Below are 14,708 nucleotides of genomic sequence, written 5' to 3'. Positions count from 1 at the left end.
CTAAACGCGATCCAGGGTGAACGGGTTCTGAACGGTGAAGGCGGCCCGATCAAGGCGACGCTTCGTCCTGCTGTTCTTCGTCAATCTGCCCGTTGCGGGCGCGATCCAGCCGCATCAGGTCACCGACCAGCTGGTTCAGGTTCAGGGAGGTGTCCAGCGTCAGGTCGATCTGGGTGCCCGACGGCAGAGGAAGCTCGCGGTTCAGGAACTCGCGGCTGATGAACTCGGCCAGCGGAATCCGCAGCTCCTGCCGCCGGGGCGGATCGTGGCGGCCCCGGATACGGAAGACGACGCCCAGACGCCCCTCATCCTGACTGTCCACCTGGGCGGACAGGATGTCGAAGGCCAGGTTCTCCATCGCCTGATAGGCCAGATCCTGAACCGTGTTGGGCGGCAGGGCCTCGCCGCCGCCTTCAGCCTCCAGCCCGACAAGGGCCGAGCGGGGGATGGACAGGCGGCCCGGCTGGACGGCCTGGAGATCGCCGCCGACGATGCGGACGCCGTCGCGCGGGTTCCAGCTGAACGGCAGGCGGCCCGAGACCACGGCGTCCAGACTGACCTTGTCGCCGAACCCGGCGTCGGTGACGACCTGACCCAGCTGGACGTTTTCCAGCAGGATGACCCCGGTGAACCCCTGATTGATGTCGAGCGGGACGGACAGCGGCTCGACCCGCACGACACCGCCCGCGATGGCGAGGTTCGCGCCCTCGACGCTGAGGGAGGCCTTGTCGAGACCGAACACCAGATTGACGTCGGTCAGGGGGGCGACGGCCTCGACGAGGTCAGCATGCAGGGTCTGGCCCGGCGCGGCCTCCAGCGGGGCAAGGCTGGTGAAGTCGACCACGCCCCGCAGGCCCTTCACCGGCCCGGCGGGGCTGGTGAAATCGAGGCCGGGGATGGTCAGACGGCCGGAGCTGGTTCCTTCGGCGTCGGCGCGCCAGTCGACCCGGCCGGTGAAGCCGATAGAGCCGGTCGCGGGCGAACCGGCGATGCCGGCCGCCATGGGGCTGAGGTCTGACGGCTGAAGCCCGCCCTCGGCGAAGACGATGGACGGGGCGTCGATGGTCAGCCCGCCGGCGCCCGCCTTGCCGCTATGGGCGACCGTCAGCCGGCCCAGCAAGGTCTCGCCGTGCGACAGGTCGAAGGCCCCGCTCCAGTTTTCGTCCGCCAGACGGGCCGAGCCGACGGCGGTCATGGGGTTGAACCGGGCCGGATCGGTGGCGTCCACCACGGTCGCCGACCTGACGCGCGCCTCCATGCCGACGCCCCGCGGACCGCCGGTCGCGGTCAGGGCGCCCTCGGCGTCGCGGAAATGCAGGGCGAGGAAGGGGGCGGAGGCGCTGACGCCCGACAAACGACCGTCAGCCCGCCAAGCGCCGTCGCGCACCTCGATCAGCGGGCGGTTGGTCGGACAGAAGCGGCCCGAGATATCGGTGACGTCGCTCTCGTCCAGCTCCAGCCGTTCGACCGTCAGGGGAATGCAGTCGGCCGCCGTATAGGTCAGGCGGCCGCCCGAAGAGGCCAGCTCGCCCTTCGTCTGCAGGCTGATGCCGCGCGCCAGATCGAAGTCCAGCGCGGCCCGCCCGTCCAGGGTCGCGGTAAAGCCCCCCTCGGTCAGGGACCAGCGCGGAATATTGAAAGCCGCCTCGGGCAGGCCCTGCCCACGGGTTGCGGTCAGCGAGAGACTGCCGCCGCCCTGCTGGCCGCGCGTCGCGGCGAAGATCGGGCCGCTTCCGGCGCGGATCGTCAGGACGCCGCCGTTGGCGGGGGTCAGGACGGCGGGCCGATCCAGCGTGACCCGTGTGCCGCCGCCGCCGGTCGTGACGGTGAAGGCAGGAATATCGACGGCGAAGGCGGACAGGGCGCGCTTCATGCCCGCCAGTTCGGCGATGTCGTCGCGGGCCGGCGCGCCGAACAGGGGCCAGGCGCCGCGCGCGGCCCGCAGCCCGCCCTGAACCTCCACGCGCAGGGCGCCGTCGGCGACCAGATCCAGCCGGGCGTTCCCGCGCGCGCCGGTCAGGGACAGATCCCCGGCGACGAAGCGGTCGGCGGCGAGCGCCAGCGCGCCCTGCGCCTCCACGGCCGCGCCCCGCCCGCCCGCGATCAGGTTCGTGGTGGTCAGACGGACGCCGGAGCCGCTCAGCCCCACCCCCTCGATACGAGCGGCGACGACCTCGGCCGGACCTTCGATCCGCCAGCCGACGCCGTCGGCGTTCCGGTCCACCACCGTGGCGGCATTGGTCAGGCGCAGGCGCGCGCCCTGTCCGGCGACGACGCCGGTCAGTCCCGCTGCGCGGACATCGGAGGTGGTGCGGCCCTCGATGCGGAAGGCCTCCAGCCAGCCGGTCGTGGTTCCGACGAAGTTGAGCGCGGTCTCGACCTGTCGGGCGTTGTTCTCACCCGTCATCAGACGGTCGGCGGTCGCACGGACGTCAAGCCGCACCTGACCGTCGCCACGGCGGGTCTTCAGGTCCGGATAGGGCAGATTCCCGGTCAGGGTCAGGCCGACGCCCTCCCCGCCCACGCCCGGCAGACGGGCCGAAGCGGCGGAGGCGGTGGCGCGCAGCGCGATCCGGTCGCCCGTGGTGGTCATATCGACGGTCGCGGCCAGTCCGCGCGCGTCGATCCGGTCGCCGCTGCGCAGGGCCGTTTCGGGCAGCCGGGCGACCAGCCGCATCAGCTTGCCGTCCTCGACCCGGGCATCGCCCAGAATGTCGGCGGGGCCGTAGTCGGTATCCAGGCGCACCCGCGCGTCCTCGACCAGCACCAGCGGCGCCTTGCTGTCGGGACCGGGCGGACGGCCGGTGAATTTGTCGATCAGGGGATCAAGCGAGCCGAAGGAGACCTTACCGCCCCGCAGGCTCACGCGGGCGACCGGACGCAGAAGCCGGATGCGGCTCGGCGTCACACCCAGCCCCCTGGCGGACCAGGGCGCGCCGATCACATAGTCGACCTCGACCCGTTCAACGGTCACATCCGGATTGCGCGGATCGCCGATGCGAATGCGCGCGACGACGCTGTCCAGCTCGATCTGTTCGATGTCGACATCGGCGGGAACGCCCTCGCGCTCCAGCCACCCGACCAGCACCTGGCGAGTGACCGCGCGGCGATTCAGCCAGGTCAGGGCGAGAAGGACCAGAAGCACGCACAGCACGATCCCGGCGACACCGAGGACACGGCGGACCACCGGGCGGGCGCGGCGTTTGTCCGGACGGGGGGTTCCGGGCGGGGGTGAGGCCGTGTCGCTCATACCCGTCGTCCTTTAGCGGCACAGGCGGGGAGGCGGGAAGAGCGATGAGGAAAAGACATGGCGACTTGAGCAAATTCACCGTTGCTGCGTCGCAACAGGATAGTGTCTTGGCGGCAACTTTGAGTGAAGCGAGAGTCGGTCGCAACCGACCATGCCCACCGCGCGCCAATAGAAATCGGATACAGCACGAATACTGTCGCGCTGACCTCTGATCATCTGATCGCTCACAAAGGCTTTACCAGCGATGACCGGGCCGATTACGGCTCCGGTTAACGGCCTGTAACGATCTGGCTTCCCATGATGGGGCAGACGGGCTATACGGCCCCCTTCGCGTTTGATGGTTCCTTCGGGGGGCAATCCGGCGCGATCCTTGCTTTTAGTGGCTTGGGCGCCGATCCGGCGTCGTCGTTTATCGGGGTTCGATGGCTCAGTTCGATCCACGCCGCCAGCCGATGCGCATCGCGCCTCACGCCCTTACGGCGGTGGCCGCGGTCTCGGTGGCGCTGCTCGCCGGGCGCGTTTATCAACCTGTGCAGGCTGAAGAAGCACCCATGCTTACCGCCGGGCAAATCGCCCAGCTTGAGGCCCAGGCCTTCGCCGCCGGCGGCGCGCCCGTCGGCATGACGGCCCCGGAAGCCATTCCCGTCCAGATCCGTCGCGGCGAGACCTTCGAGCAGGCCGTGCGTCGCACCGGCATCGCCGCCGAGGAAGCCTCGGCCGTCGCCGCCACCCTTTCCAACGCGATGGACGTCGGTTCGATCCGCGCGGGCCAGAAATTCGAGACCGCCATCTCCAAGCCGCGTGGCGGTCGGGGCGACGCCCGTCTGATCGGCCTGACCATGCGCACCGGACCGGCCAGCCAGGTTACGGTGTCACGCAGCTTCGACGGCGCCCTGCGTCTGCGCGCGCTGGAAGAGAAGGTGACACACGAAACCGTGGTCCTGACCGGCAAGGTCGAGGGCTCGCTGTCGCGCACCGCCCGTCGCGAAGGCGCGCCAGCCGGGATCGCCCGCACCGCCGGTCGTCTGTTCTCGCACAAGTTCGACATGGATCGGGACATCAGGTCGGACGACGAGTTCACCTATGTCTTTGACCGCACGGTCACCGAGAACGGCCGCACCATCGGCTCCGGCGACCTGCTCTACGCCCAGTTGAAGGGCGTGACCTTCTATCGCTTCAAGCCCGCCGGGGCCCGCGAAGCCCAGTATTTCGACGCCACCGGCAAGAACACCCGTTCGGCCTTCATGCGCACGCCGCTGGAGAGGGGCTTCCGCATCTCGTCGTCCTATGGCTTCCGCCGTCACCCGATCGCGGGCTTCCGCAAGATGCACCAAGGCATCGACTTCGCCGCGGGCATGGGCACGCCGGTCGTCGCTCCGGCTGACGGCGTGGTGGTCGAGGCCCGTCGCTGGGGCGGCTACGGCAACTGGCTGCGCATCCGTCACCCGAACGGCCTCGAGACGGGCTATGGCCACCTGTCGCGTTACGGTTCGGGCATTCGCGCCGGCCAGCGCGTCCGTCAGGGCCAGGTCGTGGCCTATGTCGGCTCGACCGGCGCCTCGACCGGTCCGCATCTGCACTATGAAATCTGGCGCGGCGGCCAACGGATCAATCCGGCCGGCGTGCGCACCCAGGAAGGCACCGTTCTGGCGGGCGCCGACCTGGCCGCCTTCCGCGCCGAGAAGGCCCGCATCGACCGCATCATCGCGGCGGGCGGCGAAAAGCGGACCCAGCAGCCGACCCTGAGCGCAGGTCTGCGCCCGGCGGCCTGATCCGGCCAGCGGATTGATGAACATCAAGGCCCGGACGGTTCGCCGCTCCGGGCCTTTTTCATCATGGCGCCGCAATCCGCCGGGAGAACAGGCGCATGCAAGGCTCACGACGGGACATCCTGATCAAGGCGGCGGGCGCGGCGGCGATGCTGGCGGCCCCGACCGGCGCATGGGCGCAAGCCGGTTTCGCCTCGCGCCGGATCACGGTGGAGACGCGCGGGAGCGGGCCCGACCTGATCCTGATCCCGGGCCTCGCCTCGACCGCCGCCATCTGGCGCTCGACCGCCGACCGGCTGGCGGGACGATACCGGCTGCATCTGGTCTCGGTGCGCGGCTTCGGCGAACTGCCGGCGCAGGCCAACAGCGACGGCGGAGTCCTGCCGCCTGTCGCCGGGGAGGTGCTGCGCTACATCACCGAGACCCGCCTGAACCGGCCCGCCATCATCGGCCATTCGATGGGCGGCCAGATCGGCCTGCGCGTCGCCTCGGACTGGCCGTGGGCGGTGGGGCGGCTGATGACGGTGGATTCCTCGCCCTTCTTCGCGGCCCTGATCAGCCCGCAGGCGACGGTGCGCGACGTCCAGCCTCTGGCGCAGGTGGCCTATCAGGCGATCCAGCTGCTGGGCGACGAGGCCCTGCGGTCACAGGGACGGCAGTTCGGCGTCGAGCTGGGCGGAGCGGCCGACAGCCTGTTCAGCGGCATCGGCTGGCAGGGCGGCGACCGGCAGGTGCTGGCCCAGTCCCTGTATGAGGTGATGACGGTCGACCTGCGCCCCCGCCTGCCCCGGATCAGCGCCCCGGTGACCGTCGTCTATGGCTGGAGCCCCGACCGCAACTCGCCGCGCGGCCACGCCGACAGCGTCTTCCGCGACGCCTACGCCCGCCTGCCCAGCCCCGCGACCTTCGAGCGGATCGAGGGCGCCGAGCACATGGTGATGATCGACCAGCCGACCCGGTTCGTCGCGGCGGTGGACCGGTTCATGGGGTAAGGGCGATCTCCAGCCCGACTGCCGATCCTCAGCCGACGCCGAAACCACAGATGTCGAGGCGTTGCCTCAGGCTTTCCTCGGCATCCACGATGCGCACGCTCGGTCGACCCGACTTCGCTTCCCGCGTCCACAGGAAGGGGTAGAAGGAAAAGGTCTCGTCGAATGCCGGTCGCGGCAACGCCGTATACTCAGGCAGGTCCGCCAACGGTCCGTAGAGCTGGGCCAAGTCGCCGATCAGGCACCAAGACACAAAGTCTGTATGACCAACGCCGAGCGGGACCCAGACCGTATCGTCGGCGGCGAGATGGAACACCTCTCCTTGCCCAGCGGCGCCAAATCGTCCGCCGTTGAGCGCGAACAGGCCGCCAAGAACATCGTCGGCCACGACGAGGACATCGGGATACTGCCCATCGAGCGGGCGACCGACCGCCTCGGCGGTTCGAAGAAGCGACCGGCCGCTGCCTGAACCCAGAAGCCGCAGAAAACCGTCGGCGACCGAGACCCCGCCCGTCTCATAGGCCATAGCGCCGAGCATGGAGCGTGTTGTGACCTGCAGAGCCAACAGGGTGTCTGCCCGCAAGGCTTCGTCTGGTGGAAGCAGCGCCGCGCTGTTGCCTGCGGGGTCTTCAATCCAGCCTTGCAGGAGAGGGAGCGCCGGCTCGCGCTGCTCCACCAGTTCCGAAAGACCGCGCATAGCGTATCACCCCGCGTCCGGCTGGTTGTCCGGATGCGCGGCGACGAAAGCCGGGTGCGCCCGCGCCACTTCATCAATCGCCAGCAGGCGCGGGAAGGCGTCCAGCGGGACGTTGAACCGTCCCGCCGAATAGATTTGCGGGATCAGGTAGCAGTCGGCGAGGGTCGGGGCGTCGCCGTAGCTCCAGCCGGCGCCGTGGCGGGCGACGAGGGCTTCCAGCGCCTCGAAACCGGGGAGGATCCAGCGGGCGGCCCAGGCGTCGACGGCGGCCTGATCGGCGCCGAAGCCCTCGCGCAAGGCCTTGCCGACGCGCAGGTTGTTCAACGGGTGGATGTCGCAGCCGATCAGGGCGGCCATAGCCCGGACGTGGGCGCGGCCGAAGGCGTCGGACGGCAGCAGGGCGGGGGCCGGATACGTCTCCTCCAGCCATTCGAGGATGGCCGGGCTCTGGGTCAGGACGGCGCCCCCGGAGTCTGAAGTGACCTCCAGCGCCGGGACCATGCCCTGCGGGTTCAGCGCGACATAGGCCGGGTCCTTCTGGGCGCCGGTGCGCAGGTCATGCCCCTGCTGCTCATAGGACAGCCCCTTGAGTGCGAGGGCGATGCGGGTGCGGTAGGCGGCGCCCGAGCGCCAGTAGCCGTGCAGGATCATCGCGCCGCCACCGTGAAGCGGAGGGCGGGCAGGCCGCCGATGGTCGCCTCGACCCGGTCGCCGGGAGCCAGAGGGCCGACGCCCTCGGGCGTGCCGGTGAAGATCAGGTCACCCGGCTGAATGTCCCAGAGCTCGCGGGCCTTGGTCAGGATTTCGTCCGGGCTCCAGAGCATGTCGTCCAGACGGCCGGTCTGGCGCGCCTCGCCGTTGACCCGCAGTTCAATGACCGCCGTCGGATCAGGCAGGGCGCCGAGATGGATGGCGGCGCAGGGCGCGGACTGATCGAAACCCTTGGACGCGTCCCACGGACGACCCTTTTGCTTGGCCTCGGCCTGAAGGTCGCGACGGGTCAGATCGCAGCCGACCGCCCAGCCCAGCGCCCCGTCCGGACCGACGGCGCAGACCAGCTCGACCTCGTGATGCAGGTCCTGGGTGGCCGTCGGATAGAGCGGATCGGCGCCGTCCGTGACCACCGCATCGGCGGGCTTGGTGAAGAAGAAGGGATCGGCCCGCTCATGATGGCCCATCTCGCGCGCGTGTGCGGCGTAGTTCTGGCCGACACAGAAGATGCGCCGCACCGGGAAGCGGGCGTCGGAACCCTCGATCGGCAGGGAGGGGGTGGGGGCGGGGGGGAAGAGGAAGGTCATGGAGGGAGTAGGGCTTAGGAATTAGGAATTAGGAAGAGACGGCGTAGCGGATGCCGCCCGCGCGATCTCGCTAATTCCTAATTCCCAAGCCCTGCTCTCTCCCTTCCCCCATGCTGCACCGCGGGAACCGCGAGGTCACAGTAGCGTTCCGGCTCAGGGTTCTTTATCTAACCGTCAAGCTTGACCAAACGGAGCGCGCATCATGGCGACGACCAAGGCGGCCCGCGCCGCAGTTAAGAACGATCTGAACACGCTGAAGGACGACCTGAAGGTCCTCGGCGCCGAAGAGAAGGCCGCGCTGCGGGAGAAGGCGTCCGCCGCCGACGCCCGCATCCGCGCCAAGGCCGCTGAAGCCGAGACCCGGCTGCGCGAGCAGGCTGATGTCCTGCGCGAACGCGCCCGCGGCTACTACGACGAAGCCCGTGTGAAGGGCCGCGAGTACTACGATGATGCGTCGGAGCGCTTCGATGAAGCCCAGCGCTATCTGACCGAGCGGGTGCAGGAACGCCCGCTGCAATCGACCGCCATCGCGCTCGGCGTCGGCGTCGTGCTCGGCCTGCTGCTCGCCGGTCGTCGCCGCTGATGTTCGGCGGGGGGCTGGCCAGAGGTCTGGTGAAGAAGGCGATCGCGGCCGCCGTCGCGGCGGGCGCGGCGTTGGTCGCCGTGATTTTTCTGGGCGTGGCGATCTTCTACGCCCTGAGCATGGTGATGCCGTCCCTCGCGGCGGCCTCGATCACCTTCCTGCTGTTCGCCCTCGTGGCGGCGGTCGTCGCCCTCGTCTTCCTGCGAACGGAAGGTGCGGATGATGACGAGGAAGACGAACCGATGGGAATGGGTGAGCGGGCCTTCGCCCTGTTCCGCGAACGCCCGATCCTGGGTACGGCGGCGGCCTTGGCGGGAGGCTGGATTTTCCTGAGAAATCCGGCGCTTGCCAGTCTTGTTGCTGCGGCTTTCACCGAGAAATCGCACACGAGGCGTCGCCGCTAGAGGTCGGGAACCGCTTCGCTTCCCGGCGGTTGGTTTCACAGGAGCGGTGCTGAGCCGCCCCCTTTGGAACAACCGCTCTGGAAGGAACCGCTCATGCTTCGCTGGGCCCTTATCTTTCTCGTGCTCGCCCTCGTCGCCGGCGCTCTCGGCATCGGTGGCGTCGCGGGTATTTCGATGAACATCGCCTACGTTCTGTTCGTCGTTTTCCTGATCCTGCTCGTGGTGAACTTCATCATGGGCCGAGGGCGACGGGTCTGACGACCTGTCGTCTCGTGATCAAAAGGGCCGTGGTCATCCGATCACGGCCTTTTTCATGTCCGGTGGACCACCCCGCCGGAAATCGTCATAGGCTGAGACCATGAGCGTCGCCTTCACCCGTGAGGAAGATCTGGAGGCCACCGCCGCCGATCTTCCGGACCGTCCCATTTCCCCGCACGCCAACCTCGTTACACCCGAAGGGCTGGCGCGGATCGAGGCCGCCCTGACGGAGGCGCGGGCCGCCTATGCGGCGGCGCAGGCGGCGGGCTCCATAGAGACGGACCGCACGCCCATGGCGCGGGCGGCGCGGGACCTGCGGTACTGGTCCGCTCGCCGGGCCTCGGCCCAGCTGGTCGAGACCAGGCCCGACGGGCGCGCGCGTTTCGGCGGCTCCGTCACCATCGAACGTGAGGACGGCCGCACCCAGACCTGGCGGATCACGGGCGAGGACGAGGCCGACCCCGCGAAGGGTTCGGTCAGCCACGTCTCGCCGCTGGCCCGGGCGCTGATCGGCAAGCGGGTGGGGGACGAGGCGGTGGTGGCGGGCCAATCGGTCGAGATCATCGCGGTCGACTGACGTCCCGCCAGCGATCAGGCGCCTATTGCGCCAGCATGCCGCCGTCGATGACGAACTCGGTCCCGGTGATGAATTTGGACTCGTCCGAGGCCAGATAGACCACGCAGTAGGCGACATCGTCCGGCTCGCCGATCCGCTTCAGCGGGATGCCTCGGGCCAGCCGCTCGTGCGCCTTGCCCTCATCCCCGCCCGCCATGGCGATGAAGGGATCGAGGATAGGGGTCTTGATGAAGACCGGGTGCACCGAGTTGCAGCGGACGTTCCAGTCCATCTTGGCCGCCTCCAGCGCGATGGTCTTGGAGTACATCCAGACGCCGGCCTTGGTGGCGTTGTAGGCGCCCATGCCCGGCGCGGCGGCGAGGCCGGCCACCGAGGAAATATTGATGATCGAGGCCGGGGCAGCGTCGCGCAGATGCGGCATGGCGTGCTTGGTTCCCAGCATGATCGAGCGCAGGTTGATCTCGTACTGGCGCTGCCAGTTCTCGACCGTGTCCTGCTCGACGAAGGCCAGAGGGCCGCCGATGCCCGCGTTGTTGATCAGCACCGAAAGACCGCCCATTGCCCGGGTGGCGGCGTCGATCACCGCGATCCATTGCTCTTCGCTGGTCACGTCCTGCGCGAAGGCGAAGGCGCTGCCGGGATGGTCGGCGTTGATGGCGTCGGCCAAGGCCCGGGCGCCGTCCAGATTGATGTCGCTCACGGCGACCTTCGCCCCCTCGCGAGCCAGCCTGTGGGCCATCGCCGTGCCCAACCCGCCTGCGGCGCCGGTGATCAGGACCTTCTTGTTCGCAACCCGTCCGCCCATCATTTCGCTCCCATCGCGGCGGCGGCTTCATCGATGAAGCGCGCCATGTCGGTGTCCCGGATCGTCACCCCGCCCGCGTCGTGGGTGGTCAGCAGCACCTCTACACGGTTGTAGACGTTCGACCATTCCGGATGGTGGTCAGCCTTGTCCGCCAGAAGGGCGACGCGGGTCATGAAACCGAAGGCCGCGTTGAAGTCGGCGAAGGTCAGGGAGCGGGCGATGGCCGGGCGTTCGTCGTCCGCCTTTCGCCAGTTGGGGAGGCCTTTCAGCGCTTCCGCGACGTCAATCTGTTCCGGCATCGTTCCCTCCGTTTTTTCCGGCGTAGCCCGCCGTTCGCCGCTCCACAAGCGCGCGACCGCCCAAGCGGAGCGGGAACGTTGAAGGAAGCTTGGGCGTTATCGAGCGTCGCCATTCGACACAGGAGGACGGCATGGACAATCTCTGGCTCAACGCCCTTCCCGCCGCCGACCGAAAACGGATCGAGCCGCATCTGAACGAGCGTCCCTTCGCGCAGGGCCAGATGCTGTACGACGCCGGCGAGGCGCTGGGTGAGGTCTGGTTCCCCATGACGGGCGTGGTCTCCCTGATGACCGTGCTGGCGGACGATCACATGGTCGAGACCGCCGCCATCGGCCGAGAAGGGCTGGTGGGGGTGACCTGTGGGCCGCTGAACGCCCGCGCCTCCAGCCGCGCCATCGCCCAGATCGAAGGTACGGCGGCGTGCTGCCCGGCGGATGTTTTCTCTGATGCCCTGCGATCCAGCGAGGCGATGCGCGACGCCCTGTCCCGCTTCACCGAAAGCCTGTTCGCCCAGGTGCAGCAAACCGCCGCCTGCAACGCCCAGCACCGACTGGACGAACGGATGGCCCGCTGGCTTCTGACCCTGCACGATCGCAGTGACGGCGACCGTATCAAGCTGACCCAGTCAGACATCGCGGGCATGCTGGGCGTGCGCCGGGCGACTGTTTCGGAGATCGGGTCCGAGATCGAGGGCCAGAAGCTGATCCGGCGCGGACGGGGCTGGGTCGAGGTGCTGGACCGGCCCGGTCTGGAGGCCGCCGCCTGCGGCTGTTACCGGATGATCTCGTCGGTGATGAAGGACCTCGGCGTGCCCAGGCCGAACACCGCCAACTGAAACGACGAGGCTGCGGCCACACAGGCAGATGACGCGGCCCCGGTGAAGGGGTAGAGCGGTGGCATGACCGACGCCTCCCGAACCCCGTCCGGCCAAGACGCCGGCAAGACCTCCTCCTTCGGCTTTCGCGATGTGGACGCGAAGGAGAAGGTCCGCATGGTGCGCGGCGTGTTCGACAGCGTGGCCTCCAGCTACGACCTGATGAACGACCTGATGAGCGGCGGCGTGCACCGGCTGTGGAAGGACGCCGCCGCGGCGAAGCTGAATCCCCGTCCGGGCGAGACCATTCTGGATGTCGCGGGCGGCACCGGCGACATGTCGCGGCGCTATTCGAAGATGGCGCGCGCGGCACAGCTGCGCATGGGCGGCGACGACGCGAAGGTCATTGTTCTGGACTACAACGCCGAGATGATCATGGCGGGGGTGCACAAGGGCGGCGAACCCGAGATGACCTGGACCGTCGGCGACGCCATGGCCCTGCCGCTGCCGGACGCCTCGGTGGACGCCTATTCGATCAGTTTCGGCATTCGCAACGTGGCCGACGTGCCGCAGGCCTTGCGCGAGGCGCGCCGGGTGCTGAAGCCCGGCGGACGATTCCTGTGTCTGGAGTTTTCGCGCCCGACCTCCGGCGCCATCCGCAAGGCCTATGACGCCTGGTCCTTCCACGCCATTCCGCGCATCGGCGAGTGGGTGGCGAAGGATCGCGACAGCTATCAGTACCTGGTCGAGAGCATCCGCCGCTTCCCGGACCAGCCGACGTTCAGGCAGATGATCGAGGAGGCGGGCTTCAAGCGCGTCACCGTGACCAATCTGTCGGGCGGGGTCGCGGCCATCCACCACGGATGGGCGATCTGAGCTTGAAGGTCGATCCCGGCACGCCTCCGCCTCCGCCGGCCACGGTGCCCGTCCGCGCGCCCGTGAGCGCCGCCCTGCGACTGCTGGGCTGGCTGGGCGTGCTGATCCGCCACGACGCCCTGACGCCGCGCGAGATCACCCCCCTGCTGCCGGTCTGGGCGCGCTGGATCGCCCGGCTGCTGCACCTGTTCGCGGGGCGTGAAGGCCGTGAGGGGCGTCCGGGCCAGCGCCTGGGCAAGGCGTTTGAACATCTGGGCCCGGTCGCCATCAAGCTGGGACAGGTGCTGGCCACCCGGGCCGACATCTTCGGCGTCGAGTTCGCCCGCGATCTGGGCCGCCTGAAAGACGCCCTGCCCGCCTTCCCGGTGGATCAGGCCCGGCGCGAGGTCGAGCGGTCGCTGGGCCGTCCGGTCGAGGCCCTGTTCACCGAGTTCGGTCCGGCGGTCGCCGCCGCCTCGCTGGCGCAGGCCCACCCCGCCCGACTGGCCGACGGCCGCAAGGTGGCGGTCAAGATTCTGCGACCCGGCGTCGAGCGCCGCGTGGCGCAGGGACTGGATTCGATGCGACTGGCCGCGCGACTGGCTGTCCGCTTCGTGCCTCTGTCGCGCCGGCTGCAACCCTCGGCTTTCGTCGAGACCATCGCCCGCGCCCTGACGCTGGAACTGGACATGCGGCTGGAGGCCGCGGCCGCGTCCGAGCTCAAGGAGATCATGGCCAAGCCGGACGCCCAGGGCGTCACCGGCCATATGGACGCTCCGGCGGTGATCTGGGACGGGGTCGGCAAACGGGTGCTGACGCTGGAATGGGCGACAGGACTGCCGCTCACCGATCCGAACGCGATTCTTCAGCCGGGTCTGGACGTCAATGCGCTGGCCGACAACGTCGTGCGCTCCTTCCTGTCGCAGGCGCTGGACCACGGCGCCTTCCACGCGGACCTGCATGAGGGGAATCTGTTCTGCCACGCCCCGGCGGAGCTGACGGCGATCGATTTCGGCATCGTGGGGCGGCTGGGGCCGGCGGAGCGGCGCTATCTGGCCGAAATCCTGTGGGGCTTCATCAGCCGCGACTATGACCGCATCGCCCGGGTGCATTTCGAGGCCGGATATGTGCCGCCCGAACATTCGATCGAGGCCTTCGCCCAGGCCCTGCGCGCGGTCGGCGAGCCGGTGATCGGCAAGCAGGCGTCGCAGGTGTCGATGGGCCGTCTGCTGGGCCAGCTGTTCGAGATCACCGACCTGTTCGACATGCACCTGCGGCCCGAGCTGATCCTGCTTCAGAAGACCATGGTGTCGGTCGAGGGCGTGGCCCGTCGCCTGAACCCCGATCACGACCTGTGGGCCGCCGCCCAGCCGGTGGTCGAGCGCTGGATTCGTCGCGAATTGGGGCCGCAGGCCCAGATCCGCGACGCCGTCGACGAACTGCGCGCGACACTGAAGGCCCTGTCGAAGCTGGCGCAGAACCCGCCTCAGGCCCGGACCGTTATCGTGCGCGAGGCCCGGACGCCGGTCTGGGTCATTGTTTGTGTCACCGTTGCAATATGCGCCTCGGTGGCCGCCCTCGTTCTGTCGCTTTGGCCCACCATCGTCTGAGCGCTTCCGGAGAACCGCCGATGAAACTGCTCGTTCTGGCCGCCGCTGTCGGCCTGACCACCATCACCGCACCCGCCGCTGTTCAGGCCCAGGTGGCCGCGGGCAGCGTTCCCAACAGCTTTGACGCCCCGGCTCGCCCGTCGAACACCCCGGCGCCCGCCGCGCCCCGTCCGGCGCCGATCGCCCCCGCGACGGAACCGGCCAACCCCCAGTCCGAAGACACCCTGCGCACGGTCATCCAGAACGCCCAGGCGGGCACGATCGACTATTCGCTGATGGAGGAGGGTCTGGTCACCCGGATGCGCGAGCAGGAACCCCGTGTCCTGCCCCTCATCCGCAGCTTCGGCGCCGTTAGGGCCGTGGATTTCGTCGGCTCGCAGGAAGGGGCGGACATGTTCGTCGTGACCTTCGATAACGCCGCGACCCAGTGGGTCATCGGTTTCAACGATGCCGGCAAGATCGACGCCCTGCTGTTCCGTCCCGCTCAATAGCCCCTCCC

General features: G+C 69.0%; 16 protein-coding genes. 10 read left to right on the top strand and 6 right to left on the bottom strand.

The annotated features are described in order from the left end of the window. Window positions 1-49: 49 nt before the first annotated feature. The gene (locus FKQ52_RS00560; protein ID WP_141625370.1) at window positions 50-3,250 is read right to left on the bottom strand and encodes a YdbH domain-containing protein; all 3,201 of its coding nucleotides are present in this window, start codon (window positions 3,248-3,250) and stop codon (window positions 50-52) included. Between the two features lie 422 nt (window positions 3,251-3,672). Here FKQ52_RS00560 and FKQ52_RS00555 point away from each other — a divergent pair, with 422 nt between their 5' ends. Then, window positions 3,673-5,022, top strand: a complete 1,350-nt coding sequence (locus FKQ52_RS00555) for a M23 family metallopeptidase (protein WP_141625369.1) — start codon at window positions 3,673-3,675, stop codon at window positions 5,020-5,022. 95 nt (window positions 5,023-5,117) lie between these two features. Further along, window positions 5,118-6,011, top strand: a complete 894-nt coding sequence (locus FKQ52_RS00550; RefSeq protein ID WP_141625368.1) for an alpha/beta fold hydrolase — start codon at window positions 5,118-5,120, stop codon at window positions 6,009-6,011. Window positions 6,012-6,039: 28 nt separating this feature from the next. Here the strand turns inward: FKQ52_RS00550 and FKQ52_RS00545 are convergent, their stop codons facing one another. Genes FKQ52_RS00545 through FKQ52_RS00535 form a run of 3 tightly spaced genes read right to left on the bottom strand, consistent with a single transcriptional unit; the run spans window position 6,040 to window position 8,003 of the window. Further along, window positions 6,040-6,705 (bottom strand): DUF2625 family protein, encoded by a 666-nt coding sequence (locus FKQ52_RS00545; protein WP_141625367.1) that lies wholly within the window; start codon window positions 6,703-6,705, stop codon window positions 6,040-6,042. A 6-nt stretch (window positions 6,706-6,711) separates the two neighbouring features. Beyond that, on the bottom strand, window positions 6,712-7,356 hold the full coding sequence (gene maiA, locus FKQ52_RS00540) for a maleylacetoacetate isomerase (protein WP_141625366.1): 645 nt from the start codon (window positions 7,354-7,356) through the stop codon (window positions 6,712-6,714). Next, the gene (locus FKQ52_RS00535) at window positions 7,353-8,003 is read right to left on the bottom strand and encodes a fumarylacetoacetate hydrolase family protein (protein ID WP_141625365.1); all 651 of its coding nucleotides are present in this window, start codon (window positions 8,001-8,003) and stop codon (window positions 7,353-7,355) included. Before FKQ52_RS00535 ends, maiA begins: the two co-directional genes overlap by 4 nt. Window positions 8,004-8,205: 202 nt before the next feature. Between FKQ52_RS00535 and FKQ52_RS00530 the strand changes: the two genes are divergently transcribed. The 4 genes from FKQ52_RS00530 to greA all read left to right on the top strand — a co-directional run bounded on the left by FKQ52_RS00530 (window position 8,206) and on the right by greA (window position 9,825). Further along, window positions 8,206-8,586, top strand: coding sequence for a DUF883 family protein (locus tag FKQ52_RS00530; protein WP_141625364.1), 381 nt, complete (start codon window positions 8,206-8,208; stop codon window positions 8,584-8,586). A gap of 29 nt (window positions 8,587-8,615) precedes the next feature. Further along, the gene (locus FKQ52_RS00525) at window positions 8,616-8,990 is read left to right on the top strand and encodes a hypothetical protein (RefSeq protein WP_240811693.1); all 375 of its coding nucleotides are present in this window, start codon (window positions 8,616-8,618) and stop codon (window positions 8,988-8,990) included. A 93-nt stretch (window positions 8,991-9,083) separates the two neighbouring features. Next, the gene (locus FKQ52_RS00520; protein ID WP_141625362.1) at window positions 9,084-9,248 is read left to right on the top strand and encodes a DUF1328 domain-containing protein; all 165 of its coding nucleotides are present in this window, start codon (window positions 9,084-9,086) and stop codon (window positions 9,246-9,248) included. A gap of 100 nt (window positions 9,249-9,348) precedes the next feature. Next, window positions 9,349-9,825: a transcription elongation factor GreA gene (gene greA, locus FKQ52_RS00515; protein WP_141625361.1), complete on the top strand. Its 477-nt coding sequence runs from the start codon at window positions 9,349-9,351 to the stop codon at window positions 9,823-9,825. A gap of 22 nt (window positions 9,826-9,847) precedes the next feature. On the opposite strand, the gene FKQ52_RS00510 is transcribed toward greA, so the two are convergent. Continuing rightward, entirely contained in the window at window positions 9,848-10,633 is a 786-nt protein-coding gene (locus FKQ52_RS00510; protein WP_141625360.1) for an SDR family oxidoreductase, read from the bottom strand. Continuing rightward, complete coding sequence (locus FKQ52_RS00505) at window positions 10,630-10,929, bottom strand: 4a-hydroxytetrahydrobiopterin dehydratase (RefSeq protein WP_141625359.1); 300 nt, start codon at window positions 10,927-10,929, stop codon at window positions 10,630-10,632. The genes FKQ52_RS00510 and FKQ52_RS00505 overlap by 4 nt, the downstream gene beginning before the upstream one ends. Window positions 10,930-11,060: 131 nt before the next feature. Here FKQ52_RS00505 and FKQ52_RS00500 point away from each other — a divergent pair, with 131 nt between their 5' ends. The 4 genes from FKQ52_RS00500 to FKQ52_RS00485 all read left to right on the top strand — a co-directional run bounded on the left by FKQ52_RS00500 (window position 11,061) and on the right by FKQ52_RS00485 (window position 14,700). Further along, window positions 11,061-11,765, top strand: a complete 705-nt coding sequence (locus tag FKQ52_RS00500; protein ID WP_141625358.1) for a Crp/Fnr family transcriptional regulator — start codon at window positions 11,061-11,063, stop codon at window positions 11,763-11,765. A 63-nt stretch (window positions 11,766-11,828) separates the two neighbouring features. After that, window positions 11,829-12,620 (top strand): class I SAM-dependent methyltransferase, encoded by a 792-nt coding sequence (locus tag FKQ52_RS00495; RefSeq protein WP_141625357.1) that lies wholly within the window; start codon window positions 11,829-11,831, stop codon window positions 12,618-12,620. Then, the gene (ubiB, locus tag FKQ52_RS00490) at window positions 12,608-14,209 is read left to right on the top strand and encodes a 2-polyprenylphenol 6-hydroxylase (protein WP_141625356.1); all 1,602 of its coding nucleotides are present in this window, start codon (window positions 12,608-12,610) and stop codon (window positions 14,207-14,209) included. The genes FKQ52_RS00495 and ubiB overlap by 13 nt, the downstream gene beginning before the upstream one ends. Before the next feature lie 20 nt (window positions 14,210-14,229). After that, window positions 14,230-14,700, top strand: a complete 471-nt coding sequence (locus tag FKQ52_RS00485) for a hypothetical protein (protein WP_141625355.1) — start codon at window positions 14,230-14,232, stop codon at window positions 14,698-14,700. The last annotated feature ends 8 nt before the right edge of the window (window positions 14,701-14,708 follow it).

The sequence above is a fragment of the Brevundimonas sp. M20 genome (assembly GCF_006547065.1).
Lineage (GTDB): Bacteria > Pseudomonadota > Alphaproteobacteria > Caulobacterales > Caulobacteraceae > Brevundimonas.
The sequence above is the reverse complement of the archived record's forward strand: the minus strand, read 5'-3'. Positions and strand labels throughout refer to the sequence as shown.